Source organism: Sphingobacterium sp. UBA7631 (genome assembly GCF_002483935.1).
GTDB classification, from domain to species: Bacteria; Bacteroidota; Bacteroidia; order Sphingobacteriales; family Sphingobacteriaceae; genus Sphingobacterium; species Sphingobacterium multivorum.
The window spans coordinates 1,100,547-1,121,415 of sequence record NZ_DLIX01000010.1; the positions used below are offsets into that span (position 1 = coordinate 1,100,547).

The following is a 20,869-nucleotide window of genomic DNA, read 5'->3' on the forward strand; positions in this document are numbered from 1 at the left end:
ATAAATTGGTTTTTATTATTTTAATTTGACCTGCAAGGCTTTACCGGCATAGGTTACCACTGTGGGTTTTGCTGGTGAAACATCCAGTCCAACGGCGTTGCTGTCGCTGACAAAAATGAAATTGAACTTTCTTTTGGTCAGCATGCCATCGAAATCACCCTGACGGTTGGCCACTGACAGCGTCTTTGTCGAATTGTCATAACTGAAATCAATGCGACTATATTTCCCTTTTTCATAATTATAGTTGCTTCCTTCGTCTTCATAGAGTGAAAAATGACCGTTTGCTCCCGCATAGACATAGACATCCAGTACATCCGGCTTTTTCTCGGCAGTATACTGCATGACCGGTCCAATAGGCACTATTGCTCCGGCTCTGACATAAACAGGGATACGTTCGTATGGTGCACCAACAAGCAGATCCTGCCCACCTGCTACCATCTTGCCATTGTATAGATCATACCAGCTGGTTCCTTTTGGAAAGTGTATCTTGCGTGAGCTCGCACCTTTTTCAGTGACAGGACTGATGAGCAAAGATGGTCCCCAAAGGTATTGGTCATTGCGGTCGAATCCATCTTTGTCCTGAGGGAAATCCATGGCAAGTCCACGTATCATCGAATAGTCTTCAAAAAAAGTCTTCGCGGCAAGACTATAATTATAGGCCAGTAATTTATACCGTAGATTAATCGCGTAGGTCATGCTTTTATAGGCCGGATGATCCACAGGAGCGATATTATACGGCTCGCGGTAGGGATATTGTCCATGCGCCCTGAACAAAGGCAAAAATGCCCCGTATTGGTACCAGCGGCTATTCAGCTCGCGCCACTCCTCCAAGTCCGCCGCATCAGGTTTGTGAAACCTGTTTTCAACCAAAAAGCCACCTGCATCCATTGTCCAATAAGGTGTACCGGACATCGAGAAATTGATGCCCCCGGCAATTTGATCTTTCATGTCATGCCATCTCGAAGCAATATCGCCGCTCCAGGCAGCCGCCGCATAGCGCTGCTGCCCTGCAAAAAAGGATCGCGTCAGAATAAACACCCGTTTGTTAGGATCTGTTTCACGCTGGCCCTCGTAGATACCCTTGGCATTTTGCAAAGGGAACACATTATAGTAGCGAACAGATGATCCTATAGCTGGCTGAAAGACCGATTTACGCTCGTCCAGATCAATATTGGAGTGAATATCTGGCTCACTCGCATCCATCCACCAGGCATCGATCCCAATTTTGAAAAGATTGTTGTCCAACAATTTCCAGAACCCATCGCGTGCCGCTTTGTTGAAAGGATCATAAAATGTCGAGGTATAGCCCTTTCCGATCCAATCTTTACGGCCGTCATAAATATTTCGCGGATAGATCCATTTGTTTGCTTTAAATTCTTGGTATACCGATGACTCTTCATTGATTTTGGGCCAGGCCGAAATCATGATCTTAAAGTGCTGATCATGCAGCTTCTTCACCATCGCCTGAGGATCTGGAAAACGCTTTACATCAAATTTCTGGCTCCCCCAGTCATTTTCAGTCCAGTAAGACCAATCCTGCACAATATTGTCGATCGGAATCTTGCGCTTACGGAATTCAGCTGCGACCGCTTCAATTTCCGCTTGCGTCTTGTAGCGTTCCCTGCTCTGCCAAAATCCGAAGCTCCAAAGCGGCATAATCGGTGCCTTGCCGGACAAGTGGCGATAACCTGCAATGACCTCATCCATTGATGTGCCCTGAACAAAGTAATAATCAATGGCATCTCCAGCTTCCGAATTAAAGGAAAATACGTTTTTGCGCGCTTCTGGGATAGGACTCTGCCAGTTTAAGGTAAAATAAGATTCCCCCCCATCTGGTATCCATTCCATGCGGATCTGGTGGATCTTATCTTTCTGCAGGTCCCTTTCAATCTCAAAGGTACCTGCATTCCAGGATTGCCGCCAGCGGTCGGCGACCTGCTCCCCGTCAATCCAGACTTTCATATAACCTGAATATTTAAAATGCAGCACATGTTTGCCTGTGTAGGGCGAAGAGAAACTTCCGGCATAGATGACCTTACTTTCGGCCAGATTTACGCCCTTTGGAAACTTATGCTGATCTGTTAGGTAGCCATAGTCGATAATCGATTCCGGTCGGGATAGATACACTTCTTCGTCCCTGTTCCGATTTACATAGGTTGCCGTGAGCCAACCCGGCTCTCCTTCTTTTGACTGCAACTTAAAAGAATTTAAGGGCAATAAGGGCCTTACGTCGCCCGCTTTTGTAATGGAGTAATTGTGCCATAAAATACCATAGTTATTGGTTGACAGTAAAAAGGGTATTCCGATTTCTGTATTATATTGCAGCAGTGAAACCTGTTTTCCGCGGTTATAGTTCATCACTGCATTCTGATGTTGGCCGAGTCCATAGATCCCTTCTTCCGTATTGACAATAAAGTCCTGGTTTATGTGATAAAATGCATCACCTTGATAACTATTGGCTAAAAAAGAACTTGAATTCCGCTTTGCTTCTTTCAAGATGGATTGCCCCTTAAGGTCAAAAAATTCCACTTGACCATTCATCAAGGAAACTACGGCCTGCGTATTGGCCGTTTGGACATTTACTGTTGAGTCCGTCGAACTTACTGCGAGTGATTTTACTTGCCGGCGCAGTGAATCGACGATTACTAAGCTTGTTTGTCCTGGTAAGGCTGCACCAGCCGGAACAGCTGTGACACGCACGATCTTGTCGGTCACGACATCCAAATAAATATCCTGATCAATGGAGGTCTCCGAATTTTTGAAGCTGACCTTAATACCGGAAGGCATTTTTTCATAATGAGCTTTATTGGTTTGGCTAAATCCCTGCTGCACGATTGCGAAGAGCATCAAACCACTTAAAGCGTACGTTAAGTTGCGCATTTAAATAAGATTTATTGGTTATTATATTCCCTTGGTTATTACGCGTCCTTTCCTATTGAAAGAACAGATCAAATATAGAATGCAACCGGTTGTATAAGGGGTATGTTTTGTTAACTTTTAGGGGTTATTTTGTTAACTTGTATGGGAATACTCGCAGGCGATATTACCTATAAACCTTTTATTTACAAGCTTTTTCGATAGAAAGACGGCAAGTTGCCAAATGCAGATTTAAAATATTTGCTGAATTGTTTCGGATTTCCGAATCCTACTTCATAAGCAATTTCAGCCATCGATAATTTCGAGTTCTGAACCAGATGCATGGCACGTTTGAGCCGAATATGTCGGATGTATTCCATCGGTGAATAGCCTGTGATGGCTAGCACCTTTTTATAAAGCCCTACGCGCGTGAGGTTCATTCTTTTGGCTAGCAGTTCGACAGAAAGCGAAGAGTCGCTGAGATCCTGTTCAATTTCCTTTACCAGCATACGGATAAACTGTTCATCAGCAGATACGATATCGGGCTGCGCCAGATTAACATTAATCTGTTTTTTATACCGTTTTACCATTGTCTGTTGTTGATGGAGTATCTGCGCTAATTTTGAACGTAGCAGGTTAATATTAAAAGGCTTGTTGATATAATCTGTAGCACCCGACTCCAAGGCTTCCAGTTCAATTTTCTGATTGACTACGGCCGTTACAATCAGCACAGGGATATGGACCAGCTTGGCCTGGGCCTTTATAAACCGGCAAAATTCCAGTCCGCTTTCTCCAGGGAGGCTGAGATCGGTGATGATCAGATTGACCTGTTGCTTGCTTAGGATCAATTTTGCATCATTGATGCTTTGCGCAGCGTGGATTAGGTAGGCTGAACTCAGGCTCCGCTCCAGGTAATGGAGGAAGTCGATATCATCTTCGACCAATAAAATAGCGGGTTTATCCTGCTTATTGCTTTCGACAGGATCGACACTCGCTTCGGCCTTATGTATGGGTAGCTGAACTTTAAAAATCGTCCAGTGCACATTGCTGCTCAGCGCGATAGTTCCGCCCAAGAATTCGACATAGTCTTTAACAATAGAAAGCCCGATTCCCGTACCCTGATTCAGTTTTCCATTGGGCACATCCAGTTGCATGTAACGTTCAAATACGCGGGCTTGTAGGTTTTCGGGAATCGCTGTACCCTGATTTTGAACTTCAATACGCAGCATCTTTCCTGTTTCGTGTTCAGTGACTTCGGCATTGAATGCCACAATGCCGGATACCGGGCTAAACTTGATCGCATTTGACATCAGATTGAAAATAATGCTTTCCAATTTGTTTTTGTCAAACCAGGACAGATAGGTGTCTGGAGCGATATTGACCTGCAGCGAGATCTGATTGCTATGCGCTATCCCGGCAAAGGCATCAAGCATTTCGCGGATAAATCCCGTGAGGTCCCCATACGCTTCGTTCAGCTCAAGCTCACTTTTCTCCAATTTTCTAAAGTCCAGCAGCTGATTGACCAATTTAAGCAGACGGTCTGCATTCTTCTTGATTAAGTTTAGGTCGGCTTTTTTTTCTGGATGCTGCTCTTCATCCAGCAGCTGCTGCGCTGGAGTTAGAATCAAACTGATCGGAGTTCTGAATTCATGACTTATATTGGTAAAGAAACGTGTTTTCAACGCATCCAGTTCCTTTGCCTGTGCAGCCTGTTCCTGGGCGAGGTAGAGTTGATTGCGCGTCTTGACACGTAGTTTTGTCAAATAAAAATAAGCCCATAGGACGATCAGTACCAGGCTGGCATAGAAAAGAAAGGCCCAAGCCGAACGCCAAAAAGGTGGCTGTATATCGATTGTTAGGAGCAGCACGCCCTCAGACCAGCTATTCGAATCGATGGCGTGCCGAATATACAAATTGTAGCTTCGGGTGTCTAGATTGGTGAAATTGGCGCGCATGGTTGCCGGTTCAAAATCAAACCATTCATCACTTAGACCAGCAAGCTGATATTGGTAGAGTCCATTATGCTGTTGCAGGTAGTCAAAGGTAGAGAACTCCAGCGAAATGGCATTGAGGTTGTAAGGAAGACTCAGTTCTTTAAGATTATTCAGGGCTTGATCGTAAATGACCCGGCCCGAAAATTCCTCACCTACGGCTATCCGCTTGTTAAATAAATAAAGATTGGACAAAAGCGGTAAGACCAGTTCACTTTCGCTGGTAATTTTCTTAGGGTCGATAAAATTGAATCCCTTTGGCCCACCAAAGACAAGTCTTCCGTCCCGCATTTTTAAAGCGGCGTTTTCATTGAATACATTCCCCTGAAGGCCTGATTCCCTTGTAAAATTGCGGATGATGAACTTCTCGGCCTGCCCTTTGCCGACAATCGCCGACAGTCCTTTGTTTGTTGAAGCCCAGATTCCCCCCTGATTATCGACCAAGAGCGCCAGGATCGCATCGTCGCTGAGTCCATCCTGCTGTGTGAGATAGCTTACTTTTGTACCGTCGATTACATGCAAGCCCTCTTGTGTTGCTACCCAAATACGACCAGTTTTGTCCTCTTTAATATCATAAATCAGATCATTCATAAGTTTCATGGGCGAACTGGATGTATTCATATAGCTAATCTTGTCGTCGGGAGCCAACAATGCCAAACCTGTCGCTGTGCCGGTCCAGAGCCGTTTTTTTGAATCTTCAAACAAGACAGAGATATAATTGCTGTTAATGGTTTGTCCCTGCCGAGTATACGCTCTCGAAAACTGTTCTGTCTTTTTATCAAACAGGTACAAGCCAGCACTTAAGGTTCCTATCCAAAATCGATGTTGACTATCCTCGTAGATCTCCCATACACTATCGTCGTTCAACTTTCCAGGTGCCGAATCACGGTGGAAAACCTTAAAACTTTTGCCGTCGAATCGACACATACCACCTCGATAAGTTCCGATCCACAGCTTATCTTCCGTATCCAGCAATAAGGAAACAATCACGTTGGAGCTCAAACTGTTGGGATCCTGAGGATCATGCAGGTATTGCGTGAATGTTTTCTGACTGATATTATAATAGAGCAATCCCCCACCGTTTGTCCCGATCCATAGATTACCCTTTCGATCCTGTACAAACTTATTGACATCGTCAAAGGGAAGCGATTTAGGAAGCCCTGGATAGTTCCTGATTAAAGAGAATAACAACAGCTTGGGATGATAATAACTGATGCCACCTTTATAGGTTCCCGCCCATATGATACCTGACTTATCCCGATATAAAGCCGTTATGCTATTGTAAGGTAGGCTCCGTAAATCATATTTATCGTTAGCGAGGATCTGTACACTTTTTGTTTTTTTATCATAAACATTGATCCCACCATGATCAGTTCCTAGCCAAAGATGCCCTTGATCATCTTGCACGATATTGCCTACAAAAGGATTGGACAGTTCTTTTTGGAGGTGTTGAATTGATCCATCTTTCGGGTCAAGCCAGTATACACCAATTGGAATGTCTTTTGAGAAAATCCATATCGCCCCTTCCCGGTCGGCAAATAGATTATAATTTACCAGCTTACTGCTGATCGGCAATAGGCTGGTTTTGGTACTTCGCAATGATTTGGTATCGATGTGGCCCAACAGGCCATTTTCGTAGATTACCCAGATCGTGTGCCCTTGACCAGCTATCACATCAGCGATTCGGTTGTTTTTTGTCAACGACGGTACAGTACGATAGGTTTTCTTTAAGCTATCGTACAAGATCAGCGAACGATCGCTATACAATAATGCGAAGGTCTGCCCTGCCAGCGGCCTTATCGTGTGTACGTCTTTGACGGGCAGCTTTAAGTGGGTCAGTATGGAATCAAGCTGCTGGACGATAATGCCTGAGTGCTGATCATACACATTCATCCGATTGCTGGTGCGAATCCATACATTGCCTTCTGGTCCCTCAAAGATTGCGGAAATTGCATTTCCACTCAGGCCGGTACGTTTATTGGCGGAATAGCGAAAATTTGTGAATTGCGTCCCATCAAATCGGCTAAGGCCAGATTCGGTACCAAACCAGAGGTAATTGTACTTATCCCTGAGTGCGCAATTGACATGATTATGGACCAGGCCCTGGTCAGAAGTTAAGGTTTTAAACGCATACGTATTGACCTGGCTCCAAACTGAAGATTGCCCTAAGAAAAGGAAAAGAAAAAGTTGGAGATACGCGTATAAAAAAGACTTAAGCTGCTGCATTGGTTATCATCTCCCCAATGATACAAAAATTGAGCAAATACAGCAAATCAAGTTGCTATTAATATAAGCTTTAGCATGAGCCCCATATTTTTTATCCTATAAACTAGGTTACCACATTGAGATCAAGTTCGTGAGTTAAACCTAAATAACACCATTTTTATAGGGATATAGCAGGGGGTTAACAAGGGTTTACCCCTGTTATACCCCTGTTAACCCCCTGTTACCCCCCAGTTAAACCCCTCCTACTGGTTGAACTCGTATAAATTAATTGATACGTTTAACCACTCTAAACAATCGTTAAAATCCAAGAAAGAAATTGACTTATAAGGAAGTGATGGAAAACGTAAAAAAAGCGAAACAACGCTACATAGAACGTGCAATATTAGTTATAAAAGACAAAAGCTAATGCTATAGGCCTGATTCATTTCGATAAATGATCCCTTTACTGAAATTGTTTAGGCCTATCTTTTTCTGCTGCTCTTGCGGCAATCTCATCAATGCGTTTTTTGCGGGTATCTGGTCTTTTGGCAAGAACAATCCATTGCAACATCATTTTTTTGACGGATTTACTCAGCCCAAGAAAATAATCTTTTGAACCAGCATAATGTCGAAATGCTTCATCCAGATCCTCGGGAATAATTAATTCTTCCACACTGTCCAAAATTGACCAAGAGCCATTTTCTTGTGCTATTTTTATAACCGCGTACCCCGCTGGAGCCATCAGATTCGCATCGATTAGTTTTTTAACTTTTTCTTTGTTGATTCTAGACCACGTGCTCTTTGGTTTTCTTCGACTAAATAATTGCATAAATGAATAGGCATCAATCGGCCTCCTCGTGCTATCAATCCAGCCAAAACACAAAGCTTCATCCACCAGCTCTGTCCAACTGACTACTGGTAGATTTGATTTTTTGGTATTACAGATCACCCAAATTGATTGTGCTATTTGATGATTGTTTTCGAGCCAAAGCCGCCACTCTTCCTTTGTGTTCAGGTAAATAGTGACTCTTTCTTCTGCATGGTGTTTTATCATTGTTTTTGTCGATTGGAATAGATCGAATTTATCTATTGTGAAAATACGACTTTTTCAAATGCTAATCATCACTGTTGTCCAAAAGGATATGGACAAGCTCAGCACATTTGTTAATCCAAATTGTTCACCAATATTTTCCTTCTTAAATTCTAAGAATGTACCTTTTTGGAACTAGGATAAGTATGACGAGTAGAACAATCTGTATGCAGACTGCGAAAAACACACCGACTTTTCCTCACTCGCCAGATGATCACTTTTCGTAGGCGCCAAATCGATAGCGTCAAATAGGGTAAAAAAAACATTTATTTTTTTGCATTTCGTTTCAGATAACAAGCCCTTAAAGAAATTGAGATCAATGCAGCAGTTAACCCCGAAACCAGAAAAGACGAAAACTGGAAAATCACTTCACCAAACGCTTTACTGTCGCCAAAACACTGTACGGAGTTTCCTCCATGCATCCGTACCCATAGCCCCCTCATAAATACATTTCCGACAAGCCCAATATTCGGGAAGTATAATTCCGAGATAAATTGGCATCAAAATACCATAACTACCTAAACCTTTTATTCGTTAAACACGACAATCGCCAATTTACGGTATTACAATAAGCTAAAAGATCGATAGTTTATATGTGTTGGCAGCCATTTATAATTCGTTAGGGATTCATCAATTTACACAAACGTTTGTGTATTCATTTTATTTGAATCTCTAATCCATTCTCCGTATACTCGTGATAACATTATAATCAATTATTCGAGGCTAACGTTCAAGCACACCTGGATCAACAATAAGACAGCATGAAGAGAACAAGTACCTTGTATTCTTATAGAAACACATGTTAAAACGCTATAAAAAATGAAACAGATTGGTTTAAAAATCAAACGGGAATGGAAGTTTCTTTCCATATTCGTCATCTGCTCTTTACCAAGCTTATTCAGCATGGCACAATCCAACAGGCCGGTTCTCCGTATCGGTATCATGGCCGATATGCAATACGCAGACAAAATAGACCACGGTAGCCGGTTCTACCACAATTCTTTAATGAAAGTCGATACCGCTGTAGACTTCTTTAATCGCAATAAAGTCGATTTTTCATTGGTTCTTGGCGATCTTGTCGACGAAGGTCCAAAAGATCTACCTGTATTGTTAAAACATCTCTACCCTTTAAAAAAACCGATGTATTGTCTACTTGGCAACCATGACTATGTCAGCGTATCTAAACCAGATCTTCTGCACACCACTTTTGGGATGCCAGCTAAATACTACGCATTTACAAAAGGGAAATGGCGATTTGTTTTCTTAAATACGAATGCGCTCAGTGAATATGCCACAACGCCCAATTCAGCAGACCAACGTGAATGGAAAACCTTGGTGGGTAGCCTACAGGCAGACGGAAGGAAAAATACGCAACCCTGGAATGGCGGAGTTGATCATAAACAACTCCTATGGTTGCAAAACGAACTTGCCCGAGCGCGGAAAAATAAGGAGCATGTGATCGTATTGACACATCATCCCTTATTGCCAGAAAATGGTTATGAAACACTCAATAATAGGCCAGTTCTTGATATACTCTACAAATTCCCAGAAGTTAAACTGGTACTTTCCGGTCATAATCATAAAGGCAATTATGTGATGGTAAACAATATTCCTTTTGTGACCATGGAAGGTATGATAGAAACACCTACAAGCAATGCCTATGGTCTTTTGGAGCTTTATCCGGCAGAAATCAAAATCAAAGGCCAGGGTAGACTCAGTTCAAGAGTTTTTAAATTATCATCCAAATAAGGCTCAATCGGGCGATTAAAAAACTCGCCATAAATGAAATTTAAATAAAACACCCCCAACAGCGAAAGCCGTTGAGGGTGTTTTTTATTGAATGGGTTTAGTGAATACACTATTCTAGGGTTGGATTAAATGTTCCGCCCCAATCTTTATTCTGCTTGATATTCGGATTTTTATCAATGACTGATTGTGCTATTGGAAAGAAATAATAGGTATCTGGTACCAGGTTCACTTTGTTTCCTGTACTTGGCACCTGCAAGACACTATATTTAAACTGATTCTCTTTCAACGTGTATGTTTTGGCCAATGCATTTGCATCTTCCAGTTTCATTTCAGTTCCATTAGCATTGATCGCAATAGCTTCAACTCCATGCTTTGTCGTATTGTTTAGTATATTTAACTTACGTAACCGTCGTAAATCCCAAAAACGATGTCCTTCAAAGCAGAACTCAATATTACGCTCTGCTAAAATGGCTTCACGCATTTGCTCTTTCGTAGTCGCTGCAATACCATATTTATTATCCGCACCAGGTTCTATACCCGCTCTTTTTCTGATCTGTGTCACCAAATCTAAGGCTGTCGCAAAGTCTCCGGTTTCATTTGCTGTTTCAGCATAATTCAACAGGACTTCGGCATAGCGCATCAACACAAAATCCACATCATACTGGGTTTCCACTTCGGTCTGTTTTAGTGATAATTTAGAGTTTTTTAAGATAAAAAACCCACTATATCGATCCAAATTGGAAGAAGGTGTTTTTGCGTTAGGATTTATACCAAAGTCATCTAAAGCCGGAGCAATACCTACAGAAGTGTATTGTCGTTTGCCAGTCTTTCCTGAAACTTCATAAATCTTGGCATTCCACACAATGGATTTATCAAAACGCGGATCGCGGTTTTCCCAATAGGATTGCAAAAATTGATCTTCTGTCTTATAGTATTTGCCCGTTTGATCGAAATAAAGCTTTCCATCTTTCATTGGAAAAGCTTTTACAAATTCCCAGGATGGAACGGAACCTGCCGGCCCCCTACTTTCGGATCCCGGACGTACGCCATTATCCCAATTGGCAACTTTATTTGGATAGGTATTAATCACGGCAAAAACAACCTCTGGACCTTTTTCTACCAGCGCGATGTTGGAATAATCTGAAGTCAAACTGTAGCCATCTGCCTTAAGCTGATCATAAGCTAATTTATTCGCGGTATTAGCTTCCTGCCAATAGGCATTTCCATAAGGATTGGAAGGATTAAACTGGGGTGAAGCTTTATATAACAATACTTTCGCTTTAAAAGCTGCCGCAAAATCACCGTCAACCTTTCCATAATCTGCCGTACCCTTGGCAATCGTTTTTGGCAGTAAGGAAATAGCCTGATCCAAATCTTTGATCATTAAATCAAAACACTCTTTTGTAGAATTGCGGGGTACATTAAGATCATCATTTTTTAAATCTTGAGGTACCGTAATATAAGGGACCCCACCATGAATCCTGACCATATTAAAATACATATAGGCACGGAGAAACAAAGACTGCCCAATCACCGCATTTTTGAAGTCCGCTTTTAGCACAGTACTTTCACCAACTTTCTGGATCGCCGTATTAATTTTTCGGATGGTTGTATAATCCCAGGATTTGTAAGAACCATTGTTGACGGTGACCGCATCCAAAGGGAAAGCGATGCCAATTAGTTGTTCCGAATTTCCATCCGCACCAGCGTTCCAGTTGCCAAATAGTGGATATAGATTGGCAAGATAGCCGTTGACTAGATTTGGATCGGCCCATACTTTAGCTTCATCCAGCGAATTGAGATCTTCAATGTCCAGCACATTTTTACAGGAAGACATACACAGAGCCAACGCTATTAAAGGATAATATATTTTTTTCATCTTTTTTTCATTTAAAATTTAACATCAAGTCCAAACGTAAAGGTTTTCATGACTGGATAAGAATCATACAGCTTTTGTTCCGGATCATGGAATTCTTTCATCGGCGAAAAAACAAACAAATTGGTTCCATTGAAAAACAGGTTGACATCTTTTACACGGATCTTCTCGGTCATGCTTTTCGGCAATCGGTAAGACACGTTAACATCGCGTAAACGCAGATAGGCTCCATTTCTTATCCAGAACGACGAAGGAGCTGCACCAGACTCAGCCCAACCAGAATAGCCTGTTGGACGAGGGTATTTCGCATTGGTATTATCCAGCGTCCAGACATCGGAGGCCCAAATCGGGTAATATGGACGGAAAGTATCGCCATGCTGACGCATTCCACCACCTTCTTGATTACTGATCATCCGATCATAAGCAAGAACCCCCTGAAATAATGTCGAGACATAGAAGCCTTTCCAGCTCGCATTGAAGCCAAACCCGTAATTGATGCGCGGAGAATTATTGTCTGACAATAACTGCAAATCGTTATCATCAATTTTCCCATCCGGACCTCCTGAGTAGTTCGCCCCTTGAATATCTTTATATAAGATCATCCCAGGAAAAGGATCCCTTCCGTAGGTCTTAAATCCTTTTGCTTTCAGTGCGTCGGCTTCAGCCTGTGTCCTTACTAAACCCAGTGCCTCTAAGCCGATAATTCTATTTTCTGGCCGCCCAATTCTGGAGCGAAAGTTCTGCGGCTGGCCCGATGCATAAGATGGTTCTTCGTCAATGATGTCCCAACGGTCTTTGGCATACCCCAGATTTGCATTGAGACCATAAGCCACTTCACCAACCTTGTCATTCCAGTTAAAAGAAATCTCGCCGCCTTTATAACTTCTCGCCGCATAATTTTCGGGAGCAAGTGCGCGACCGTAATTGTCAGGGACCTTCAGCGATCTTGGACCAAGAATATTGGTTTCCTTGCGTGAAAACAGATCAAGGCTACCGGTCAGTTTATTATTAACAAATCCAAAATCCAAACCCAAGTTGACACTCTTAGAAGTTGTCCAGGTTAGATTTTGTGTTGGGGTTGCACCATACGCAATACCATTATAATAGCGGTCACCAAACATATAGCCGCCCGAGGTGGTATACTTTTCTAAATAACCAAATTGCCCGATTCGATTGGCATTAACATCCAAATCATTACCCGTTGTACCATAAGAAGCTCGGAACTTCAAATCCGATATGGTATTTTTTATATCCGTAAAGAAGTTTTCGTCCGATACACGCCAGGCTGCCGATACTGAAGGAAAAAATCCCCACCGCTTATCCGTCGGAAATAATGGTGAACCATCGTAACGAAAAGAAAACTCCGCAATATATTTATCCGCATAATTGTAGTTGGCACGCCCTATAATACCACGTCTCGAATCGATCGTTTCATTGGCAGTTGTCGACCTAAAATTGCGATCTGTAGGATAAATAAACATCTGATCCAGGGCTGTAATCGGATTCTCTGCCCGTGAAGTAACGTACGTCCCTCCTTTTTTGGACTGCTCATAAACCAATGTCCCATCGACGGAATGTTTACCAAACTTGCGGTTATAGTTTAAAAACCAGTTTACCTGATATTCCCACAATCGTTGTGGGCTGTAATCCATGAAAGGCTGACTCTGGCTAAAAGTAAAGATATTGATATTCGCTTCCGAAGGCGGGGCCGGTATAAAGCGGTTGTCATTTGGATTCAGTGAAGTAAAGGTGTAGTTTTTTTGAAAGCTCATATAGCGCTTGCGCATATAGTCACTGGCAAGATAACTCCCCACAAGTTTTGTCGATAGACCTTGTACCAATTTATCCAGCTTCAAGTTTAGGGTCATAATAGGATTAACCTGCCGCACTTTGCGGTCGATATAACGATCACCGATGACCTGGTCGATCACATTCCATGCCTGCCAACTTCCCATAGGTGTCTGTACGGGATAAGCCGTTGGTGTATTGCTCGGTGTTCCGTCTGCATTCAGGTAAAACGGATACATCTTTGGCCAGTTGAAGGTAACACGGTAGAAATCGGATACATCAAAATCATCATCATTGGAAGATGTGCTAAAGGGCCAAAAAAAGCGCTTCGAATTAGTCTGGTTGGCTGAGATATTAAAATCCATGCTAAAATCTTCGGTAATCTGCGCGGAGATATTGCTGCGCAAATTGAACTTCTCATGGTCCAAAGATTTATAGGATCCATTTTCTTTGCGGTAGCTCAGCAAGCTATAATAAGTAATTTTGTCGCCACCACCATTGACCGATATGGATTGCCGATGGGTAAATGGATTGCGCCAGATCACATCATTTGCATTGTAATTTTTATCCTTGAAATAATCAAACTCTTTTTGTCCATTTGGGATGGAAAGACCGCGAAATTCGGCGACCCTGTTTTGATAGGTGAGTTCATCTTGTGCAGTCGTTAAATTCGCAAGAAGTTCCTGTGTTGGCGTATTAAAAGTATAATTACTTTGTACATTAAAAACTGGTGCTTGCGCTGTTCCTTTTTTCGTCGTCACAACGACAACGCCATTACCCGCCCGGGTGCCGTACACCGCGGCAGTCGCTGCATCTTTTAAGAAGGTCATTTGGTCGACCTCGTTCGCTTCAAGCACATCAAATGCAGCTTTATCGCGGACCACACCATCAATTACATAAAGTGGCTCGGCAAAACTCCCCCGGATACGCAAGCTCGACGATGCTCCAGCCATCCCCGAAGTATTGGTGACATTGACCCCCGCTGCTCTACCGGCAAGTGAATTGGAAAGATTTGAACTGGGGATATTTTTTAGCTGTTCTGCATTGACGGTAGCGACGGAACCGGTGATATTCCCTTTCCGCTGCTTACCATAGCCAATGATCACGACCTCTTCAAGCGCCTGATCACTCGAAACCATAACAACACTGATGTTGCCTGCGGAAACGGCTACCTCCTGTTTTGTAAAGCCTTGGTAGTTCACGACCAAAACATCACCACGCTTGGCCCGAATAGCAAAAATACCTTGTTGATTGGAGGATGCTTGAACGGATGTTCCTTTGACGGTGATGGTAGCGCCGGCTAATGCCTGACCTTTCTCATCTTTGACGATCCCTGTAACCTGATCTTGATCGACAATAGCATTGATCGGATCCAGATTCAGTGCGTAAGAATCAGGCTGACTAAACAGCAGGCAGAGCCCCAAAAGGCTAATGGGTCTCGCCTTTCCATGAAGAAAAAAATTTCTCATCATAATTACAAATTGGTTTAAAATAATAAAGAACCCTTAGGCTCAACTTTGGTTTATTTACTTAGCCTGCTTTTCTTTTTGTAAAAAACAGCAAAAGTGGATTAGATTGTCTACTAAATTTAAAAAACAAATTCTTATTTACGAAATTAACATGATTTTTTAATCCGAAGTTCACATAAACGTTACATGCTGAAATAGGGAACGGAAATGGCTGACACAGCAGTGCCGATCTTCAGGTAGAACACCTAAAAACTGTGGTGAATACAGGGGTTTAAAGTGGATTTATACCCCTGTACGAATATTATCTAGGAAATTTTGTTTTGAGGCAAGCCGAAAACGATCAATGTAGAGACCCCGAATGGGGCTTAAAAAAATGAGCCTAAAACTGTAAACTAGCGTTTAAACAAAATTGTCTCCCGTTATATGTTGGAAGCACAACATAGCTCTTTTTCGAATTCTGTAATCGACTGTCTACCAAAGGGAGCAACCAATAGGCGATTTTAGTACTTAAGATACCGACCCCAGCTCCCATAGCGATATCCGAGAACCAATGCTTGTCGTTGTACATCCGCAGATAACCGGTACCTGCTGCAACAGCATATCCTGCAATACCGTACCAAATTGACTCCTGTCTATATTCCTGCCAAAGCAGTTCGGCACCAACGAACGCAGTAGCAGCATGCCCTGAAGGAAAGGAATTATTCGCTGAACTATCAGGCCGCCATACGGGAATGGTGGATTTCATAATTTTCACGGTTGAAGTCATAATAATATTAGAAACAGCTGTCGTAAACAGGCGTTGTTTAAGGTTATGCTTGGCAGGCACCCCTACCGCGTCCAAAACAAATACTCCGGCAGTTCCAGCAAAGCGGGTGAAATCGTCCAACTTAATTTTTCGGCTAGTTCCTCTCGATACGCCGTCTCTAATGTCTTCATCTATCCCCTTTAAAAAAGGATTCCCTTTGGCAACGACACCATAGGTGATCAGTCCTACAGGAACAGCCAGTTCCTTGTAAGGAACTTTCTTAAAAAAATGAGATCCGCGGCTCGAATCCGACGGTTGTTCCGACAGAATTTGGGCAATTGAGGTAGCCGGTACTACAAAAAGTGAAACCAGGATACAATAAAAAATAAAGTATCTTTTGTAAGTGCTCATTTTATCCGTATTTATTTTATCGTGCGCAAAGATAATATTAAAATATCCAGTAAAAAAAGACAACGGGCATTGTCAACTCGGAAACTAAGCATCTTGCATCCACCTTCGTCAGAGGGTCAGCTTCCCTTATAGGTTGAATAGCCGTAGGGCGAAAGCGTAATCGGCACATGAAGATGTGTCTGCTCAAAAAGCGTAAACAAAAGTCCGCTGTTTCATGAATTGATGTGAACAGCGGGCTTTAGATTTAAAATTTATGTATGATCAAAGTCCTATCGTCACACCATTGGCAATGACCGCATCTTTTTTCACAACAACAATCCCATCACAGATCATATGCGTATCAAAATCGCCATCATTCAAACCCGGTCCACCAATGATACGAACGTCATCTCCAATTCGGCAGTTCTTATCCAAGATTGCGTTTTCGATATAACAACGTTTACCTACACCTACCGGTGGTGGCTTTTGTGTATTTCCCAACTCCAATACTTCTTCCAACTGCTCATAGTAATCAGTTCCCATCATGTAGGTCGATTTAATAACCGTTCCTTCACCAATACGGGAACGTATCCCAATAACAGACCTCTCCAGTTTATCGCCATTTAAAATACATCCATCGGCAATTACCGTATTATTTAACGTTGTACCCGAAATTTTCGAAGGCGGGAGCATCCGCGCACGTGTAGACACGGTTTCATTAAACAAATTGAAATCCGGAATATCATCTGTCAATCCAATATTGGCATCAAAAAATGATTTGATGGTCCCGATATCGGTCCAATACCCATCAAATTGATAGCTCAATACCCGAAGTGCTTCGATAGCATCAGGTATAATTTCTTTACCAAAATCCATCCCCGGGTTGGCGATCAAAAGGTTGCGCAATATGTTTTTCGAGAAAACATAAATGCCCATGGATGCCAAATAATGCCTTCCCTGCTTATGCAAAACCTCCGAGACCTCCGAGGTCCAATTTAATACTTCATCCTTATCGGGCTTTTCGACAAAAGCAGTAATCTCATTCGCTTCATTCGCTTTTAAAATACCAAATCCCGTAGCATCTTTACCATTGACAGGTATCGTAGCGATGGTAACATCGCCTCCATTTTCAACGTGGAAATCAATCAGCTTTGAATAATCCATTTGGTACAACTGATCGCCAGACAATACAAGAATGTAGTCGTAATCGACATTAAGGAGATGCTTCTGCGTGCGCCTGACCGCATCAGCGGTACCCTCAAACCAACGATCGCCCTCGTTGGTCTGCTCTGCAGCCAAGATGTCGACAAAGCCCTTACTGAAAATGCTGAAATTGTAAGAATTTTTGATGTGTGTGTTCAAAGAGGCTGAATTGAACTGCGTCAGTACGAAGATCTTATTATAGCCTGAATTCAAACAGTTCGAAATCGGAATATCGACCAAACGATATTTTCCAGCTATTGGAACCGCTGGCTTCGAACGTTGTTGCGTCAATGGGAAAAGGCGCGATCCTCGACCTCCTCCCAATACAAGGGAAACTACTTTGTGTATCATACCTCAATCCATTAATTGGTTATAAAACTATTATCTTCAAGAACAGGGACCTGATCAGGTTTACGCTCGAGATCCTTTAAATTCAGGTTTAAGAATCCTTATTAAATTAGCAATTTTCCAGATAAGAAGCAAACACCAATTTTGATCAATGATTCTTTTTACAATAAAAGTCATTCTCGAAAAACGAACAGAACCATTCTTAATTTTAACCGATTAAAAGACGATGATTACAAGTCCGTGTCTCCCGTAGATTTAATATCCAAATAGACCACTGAATAAAAAAAGGCAGTAGATATAACCAACAAGCAATAGATTAATACCTATTTGCGGATATTTCTTTTGCGTAAATAACCATAGGATCTCAATAAAGGCATAAATAGACAAGGGTGCCGCAAGACTGACTGTCATAAAATAGAGTAAATATCCTGCCCCCAAACCATCATTTTGTTGCTTAAGAATCAAATATGGGACAAGAAGTAGCAGGAAGGCGATACAAACCACAGAAAAGCGGATAAAAAAATGTCGTTTCAATTTTCTATCTCCTTTAAGAGGTTTGTAGACAAACATAGTTAATCCTGATATATAGACAGTTAACAGCAAATAACCGATATAGTGATGCGCGCTCTCCAAACCATTCCAATCTTGGTTAGCATACGCAAGACCAACAATTAGAAATAAAACAATAAATAAGACTACTTTAATATAATTCATCTAAAAACACAGGGTACTTGCCCTACTAGAGTAATTGAACGCTATAAATTTTAATATCGTATGGCACGCAAGCGAATTACAAGACTTTGCTCCTTTTCGATAGCTCCCAAAATTGAAATTAGATGATCAACTTCCGAGAGGGTAGCTAAACGCAATTTTCATTGGAGAGAAGCACACTATTGACCTAATATTTATGTAAATTGCTAAAGTATATAGAACAAAACAGCTATGGATTCTTCACTATTGGATGAGAACTATTGGGATGAACGTTATAAGACCAAATCGACAGGCTGGGATATTGGCTACGCATCCCCTGCAATCATCAACTATGCAGCGGGGTCTATTGCTAAAGATGCGGCGGTTTTAATTCCAGGTTGTGGAAATGCTTACGAGGCGAAGGCTCTCCTTGCCATGGGGTTCAGTCAAATTACCTTACTTGATATCGCCCCAACACTCGTTGCAAAGGTAAAAAGGGAATTCGAAAATAACCCTAACATCCAAATTCTATGTCAAGATTTCTTCCAGCACCAGGGCCAGTACGACTATATAATTGAGCAAACCTTTTTTTGTGCACTGGATCCTTCATTACGCCCCAGCTATGTACAACAAATGCATACTTTGCTCAAGCCTCAGGGTATACTGATGGGCTTATTGTTCAAACGGGAATTTGCACAACAGGGACCACCTTTCGGTGGAGATCAAACGGAATATCAACACTTATTCAAATCTAAGTTTGACATTTTACACCTGACAAATTCCACCAATAGTATTCCCCAAAGAAAGGGAAATGAACTGTTTTTTGAGCTGCGCAAAAAATTGTCTACTTGTCCGGCATAACCCGATAAGTGGGATCTTCCACGATATTGACCTTCACAATGTCTGCTGCATCTTTTAGCAGTGAGCGACAATCCTCACTGAGATGCCACAATTCGATCTTTTTCCCTTGTGCGGCATAGCGTTCGGTAATTTTGTTAAGCGCATCCACAGCGGACATATCCACCACACGACTCTCCTTAAAATCTAAAATCACACGGTCAGGATCTTCCAAAACATCAAATTTATCCAAGAAGTTAGCTGTCGAACCAAAGAAAAGGGGTCCATAAATTTCATAATGCTTGATGCCCTCGGCATCCAAATATTTTCTTGCTCGAATACGCTTCGCATTGTCCCAGGCAAATACAAGTGCGGATACCACGACACCAATCAGCACCGCAAGTGCCAAATTATGTAAAACCACTGTAATCGCTGCGACAAGAATACCAACAAAAATATCAGATTTCGGAAATTTATTGACAATACGCAAGCTCACCCATTGGAAGGTACCTATTGCCACCATCATCATCACACCGACCAGCGCGGCCATTGGTATCTGCTCAATGAAAGGAGCACCTACCAAAATAATCACTAAGATGGTCATGGCTCCAATAAAAGAAGAGAGCCTCGTGCGTGCACCAGCATTCAAATTGACCAGTGTTTGAGCAACCATAGCACATCCACCCATTCCTCCAAAAAATCCATTGATTGCATTGGCTACCCCCTGCGCCATGGATTCGCGGTTTGCATTTCCTTTGCTCGCGGTTATTTCGTCCACCATATTTAGTGTCAAAAGCGATTCCACCAACCCTACTCCGGCCATCACCAACGAATACGGAAAAATCAGTTGCAATGTTTCCCAGCTCAGGGGTACATTGGGTAAATGTAAATGGGGTAATGTCCCACTGACAGAGGCTATATCTACTACTTTTTTGGTATCAATTCCTAAAAGAGAAACCAAGCCAAACACAACGAGAATAGCGACTAAAGAGGCCGGGACTGCCTTTGTGATTCGAGGAAATCCAATCACGATCAACATCGTCAGTAGAGTCAGTCCGCCCATGATGTATAAGGTACTTCCCGACATCCACTCCACCCCCGATCCTGTGTTCTCTTTAAATTGGACCACTTGCGCCATAAAAATAATGATGGCCAGTCCGTTTAAAAAACCGTACATCACAGGCTGCGGAATTAAGCGTACAAATTTCCCCCATTTAAAAAGTCCGACCAAAAATTGTAGAAGCCCCGCCAAGACGACAGCAGCAAAAAGATAATCAATACCGTGACTTGCCGCCAGGGCCATTAAAACAACCACTGTTGCACCAGCACCTCCAGAGACCATCCCTGGCCTGCCTCCCAAAACGGAAGTAATCAAACCCATTAAAAATGCTGCGTAGAGTCCCGTTAAAGGCGGTAATCCAGCCAAAATAGCAAACGAAAGTGATTCCGGAATCATCGTCATCGCGACCGTTAATCCTGCAAACAACTCATTCTTAAGATTGATCGATTTTATATTGAATATTTCAAAGGTATTGTTCATTTCTAATTACTTGAACAGGATAATTGCTGCAAAGGTACTAATCGCACAAACACTTTTATCCTATATTTGTTATTCTTTACAAATTTTATCGC

12 protein-coding genes are annotated in these 20,869 nt (G+C 42.2%); 2 read left to right on the forward strand and 10 right to left on the reverse strand.

The genetic code is table 11. The annotated features are described in order from the left end of the window. Window positions 1–15: 15 nt before the first annotated feature. From B3P16_RS21280 to B3P16_RS21290, 3 genes are all read right to left on the reverse strand, one after another. Window positions 16–2,880, reverse strand: a complete 2,865-nt coding sequence (locus B3P16_RS21280; protein ID WP_286844268.1) for a TIM-barrel domain-containing protein — start codon at window positions 2,878–2,880, stop codon at window positions 16–18. Window positions 2,881–3,062: 182 nt separating this feature from the next. Next, window positions 3,063–7,073 carry a hybrid sensor histidine kinase/response regulator transcription factor gene (locus B3P16_RS21285; RefSeq protein ID WP_286844269.1) on the reverse strand — a complete coding sequence of 1,337 codons (4,011 nt, stop codon included), beginning with the start codon at window positions 7,071–7,073 and terminating at the stop codon, window positions 3,063–3,065. 442 nt (window positions 7,074–7,515) lie between these two features. Then, window positions 7,516–8,106: a YdeI/OmpD-associated family protein gene (locus B3P16_RS21290; RefSeq protein ID WP_046675883.1), complete on the reverse strand. Its 591-nt coding sequence runs from the start codon at window positions 8,104–8,106 to the stop codon at window positions 7,516–7,518. 855 nt (window positions 8,107–8,961) lie between these two features. Here B3P16_RS21290 and B3P16_RS21295 point away from each other — a divergent pair. After that, on the forward strand, window positions 8,962–9,891 hold the full coding sequence (locus tag B3P16_RS21295) for a metallophosphoesterase (protein ID WP_286831978.1): 930 nt from the start codon (window positions 8,962–8,964) through the stop codon (window positions 9,889–9,891). Between the two features lie 109 nt (window positions 9,892–10,000). On the opposite strand, the gene B3P16_RS21300 is transcribed toward B3P16_RS21295, so the two are convergent. The 6 genes from B3P16_RS21300 to B3P16_RS21320 form a co-directional block, all read right to left on the reverse strand. Beyond that, complete coding sequence (locus tag B3P16_RS21300) at window positions 10,001–11,770, reverse strand: RagB/SusD family nutrient uptake outer membrane protein (protein ID WP_286831980.1); 1,770 nt, start codon at window positions 11,768–11,770, stop codon at window positions 10,001–10,003. 11 nt (window positions 11,771–11,781) lie between these two features. Further along, window positions 11,782–15,027 (reverse strand): SusC/RagA family TonB-linked outer membrane protein, encoded by a 3,246-nt coding sequence (locus tag B3P16_RS21305; RefSeq protein ID WP_286844270.1) that lies wholly within the window; start codon window positions 15,025–15,027, stop codon window positions 11,782–11,784. 376 nt (window positions 15,028–15,403) lie between these two features. Beyond that, a complete protein-coding gene (locus B3P16_RS21310; RefSeq protein ID WP_070561926.1) occupies window positions 15,404–16,180 on the reverse strand; it encodes a phosphatase PAP2 family protein in 777 nt (258 codons plus the stop codon). Window positions 16,181–16,296: 116 nt separating this feature from the next. Next, window positions 16,297–16,380 (reverse strand): hydroxyisourate hydrolase, encoded by an 84-nt coding sequence (locus tag B3P16_RS24375; protein ID WP_083295797.1) that lies wholly within the window; start codon window positions 16,378–16,380, stop codon window positions 16,297–16,299. Between the two features lie 61 nt (window positions 16,381–16,441). After that, on the reverse strand, window positions 16,442–17,713 hold the full coding sequence (locus B3P16_RS21315; protein WP_286844272.1) for a glucose-1-phosphate adenylyltransferase: 1,272 nt from the start codon (window positions 17,711–17,713) through the stop codon (window positions 16,442–16,444). Window positions 17,714–17,965: 252 nt separating this feature from the next. Next, on the reverse strand, window positions 17,966–18,424 hold the full coding sequence (locus B3P16_RS21320) for a hypothetical protein (RefSeq protein WP_070561923.1): 459 nt from the start codon (window positions 18,422–18,424) through the stop codon (window positions 17,966–17,968). 228 nt (window positions 18,425–18,652) lie between these two features. Between B3P16_RS21320 and B3P16_RS21325 the strand changes: the two genes are divergently transcribed. Further along, entirely contained in the window at window positions 18,653–19,261 is a 609-nt protein-coding gene (locus B3P16_RS21325) for a methyltransferase domain-containing protein (protein ID WP_070561921.1), read from the forward strand. On the opposite strand, the gene B3P16_RS21330 is transcribed toward B3P16_RS21325, so the two are convergent. After that, entirely contained in the window at window positions 19,245–20,777 is a 1,533-nt protein-coding gene (locus tag B3P16_RS21330; protein WP_115048082.1) for a SulP family inorganic anion transporter, read from the reverse strand. The two genes, B3P16_RS21325 and B3P16_RS21330, sit on opposite strands and share 17 nt — an antisense overlap. Between the last annotated feature and the right edge of the window lie 92 nt (window positions 20,778–20,869).

What these genes read in the sequence shown, in the direction of transcription:
- B3P16_RS21280 (WP_286844268.1), bottom strand. Translation starts at nt 2,880, where the DNA reads ATGCGCAACTTAACGTACGCTTTAAGTGGTTTGATGCTCTTCGCAATC.
- B3P16_RS21320 (WP_070561923.1), bottom strand. Translation starts at nt 18,424, where the DNA reads ATGAATTATATTAAAGTAGTCTTATTTATTGTTTTATTTCTAATTGTT.
- B3P16_RS21310 (WP_070561926.1), bottom strand. Translation starts at nt 16,180, where the DNA reads ATGAGCACTTACAAAAGATACTTTATTTTTTATTGTATCCTGGTTTCA.
- B3P16_RS21300 (WP_286831980.1), bottom strand. Translation starts at nt 11,770, where the DNA reads ATGAAAAAAATATATTATCCTTTAATAGCGTTGGCTCTGTGTATGTCT.
- B3P16_RS21305 (WP_286844270.1), bottom strand. Translation starts at nt 15,027, where the DNA reads ATGATGAGAAATTTTTTTCTTCATGGAAAGGCGAGACCCATTAGCCTT.
- B3P16_RS21330 (WP_115048082.1), bottom strand. Translation starts at nt 20,777, where the DNA reads ATGAACAATACCTTTGAAATATTCAATATAAAATCGATCAATCTTAAG.
- B3P16_RS21285 (WP_286844269.1), bottom strand. Translation starts at nt 7,073, where the DNA reads ATGCAGCAGCTTAAGTCTTTTTTATACGCGTATCTCCAACTTTTTCTT.
- B3P16_RS21290 (WP_046675883.1), bottom strand. Translation starts at nt 8,106, where the DNA reads ATGATAAAACACCATGCAGAAGAAAGAGTCACTATTTACCTGAACACA.
- B3P16_RS21295 (WP_286831978.1), top strand. Translation starts at nt 8,962, where the DNA reads ATGAAACAGATTGGTTTAAAAATCAAACGGGAATGGAAGTTTCTTTCC.
- B3P16_RS21315 (WP_286844272.1), bottom strand. Translation starts at nt 17,713, where the DNA reads ATGATACACAAAGTAGTTTCCCTTGTATTGGGAGGAGGTCGAGGATCG.
- B3P16_RS21325 (WP_070561921.1), top strand. Translation starts at nt 18,653, where the DNA reads ATGGATTCTTCACTATTGGATGAGAACTATTGGGATGAACGTTATAAG.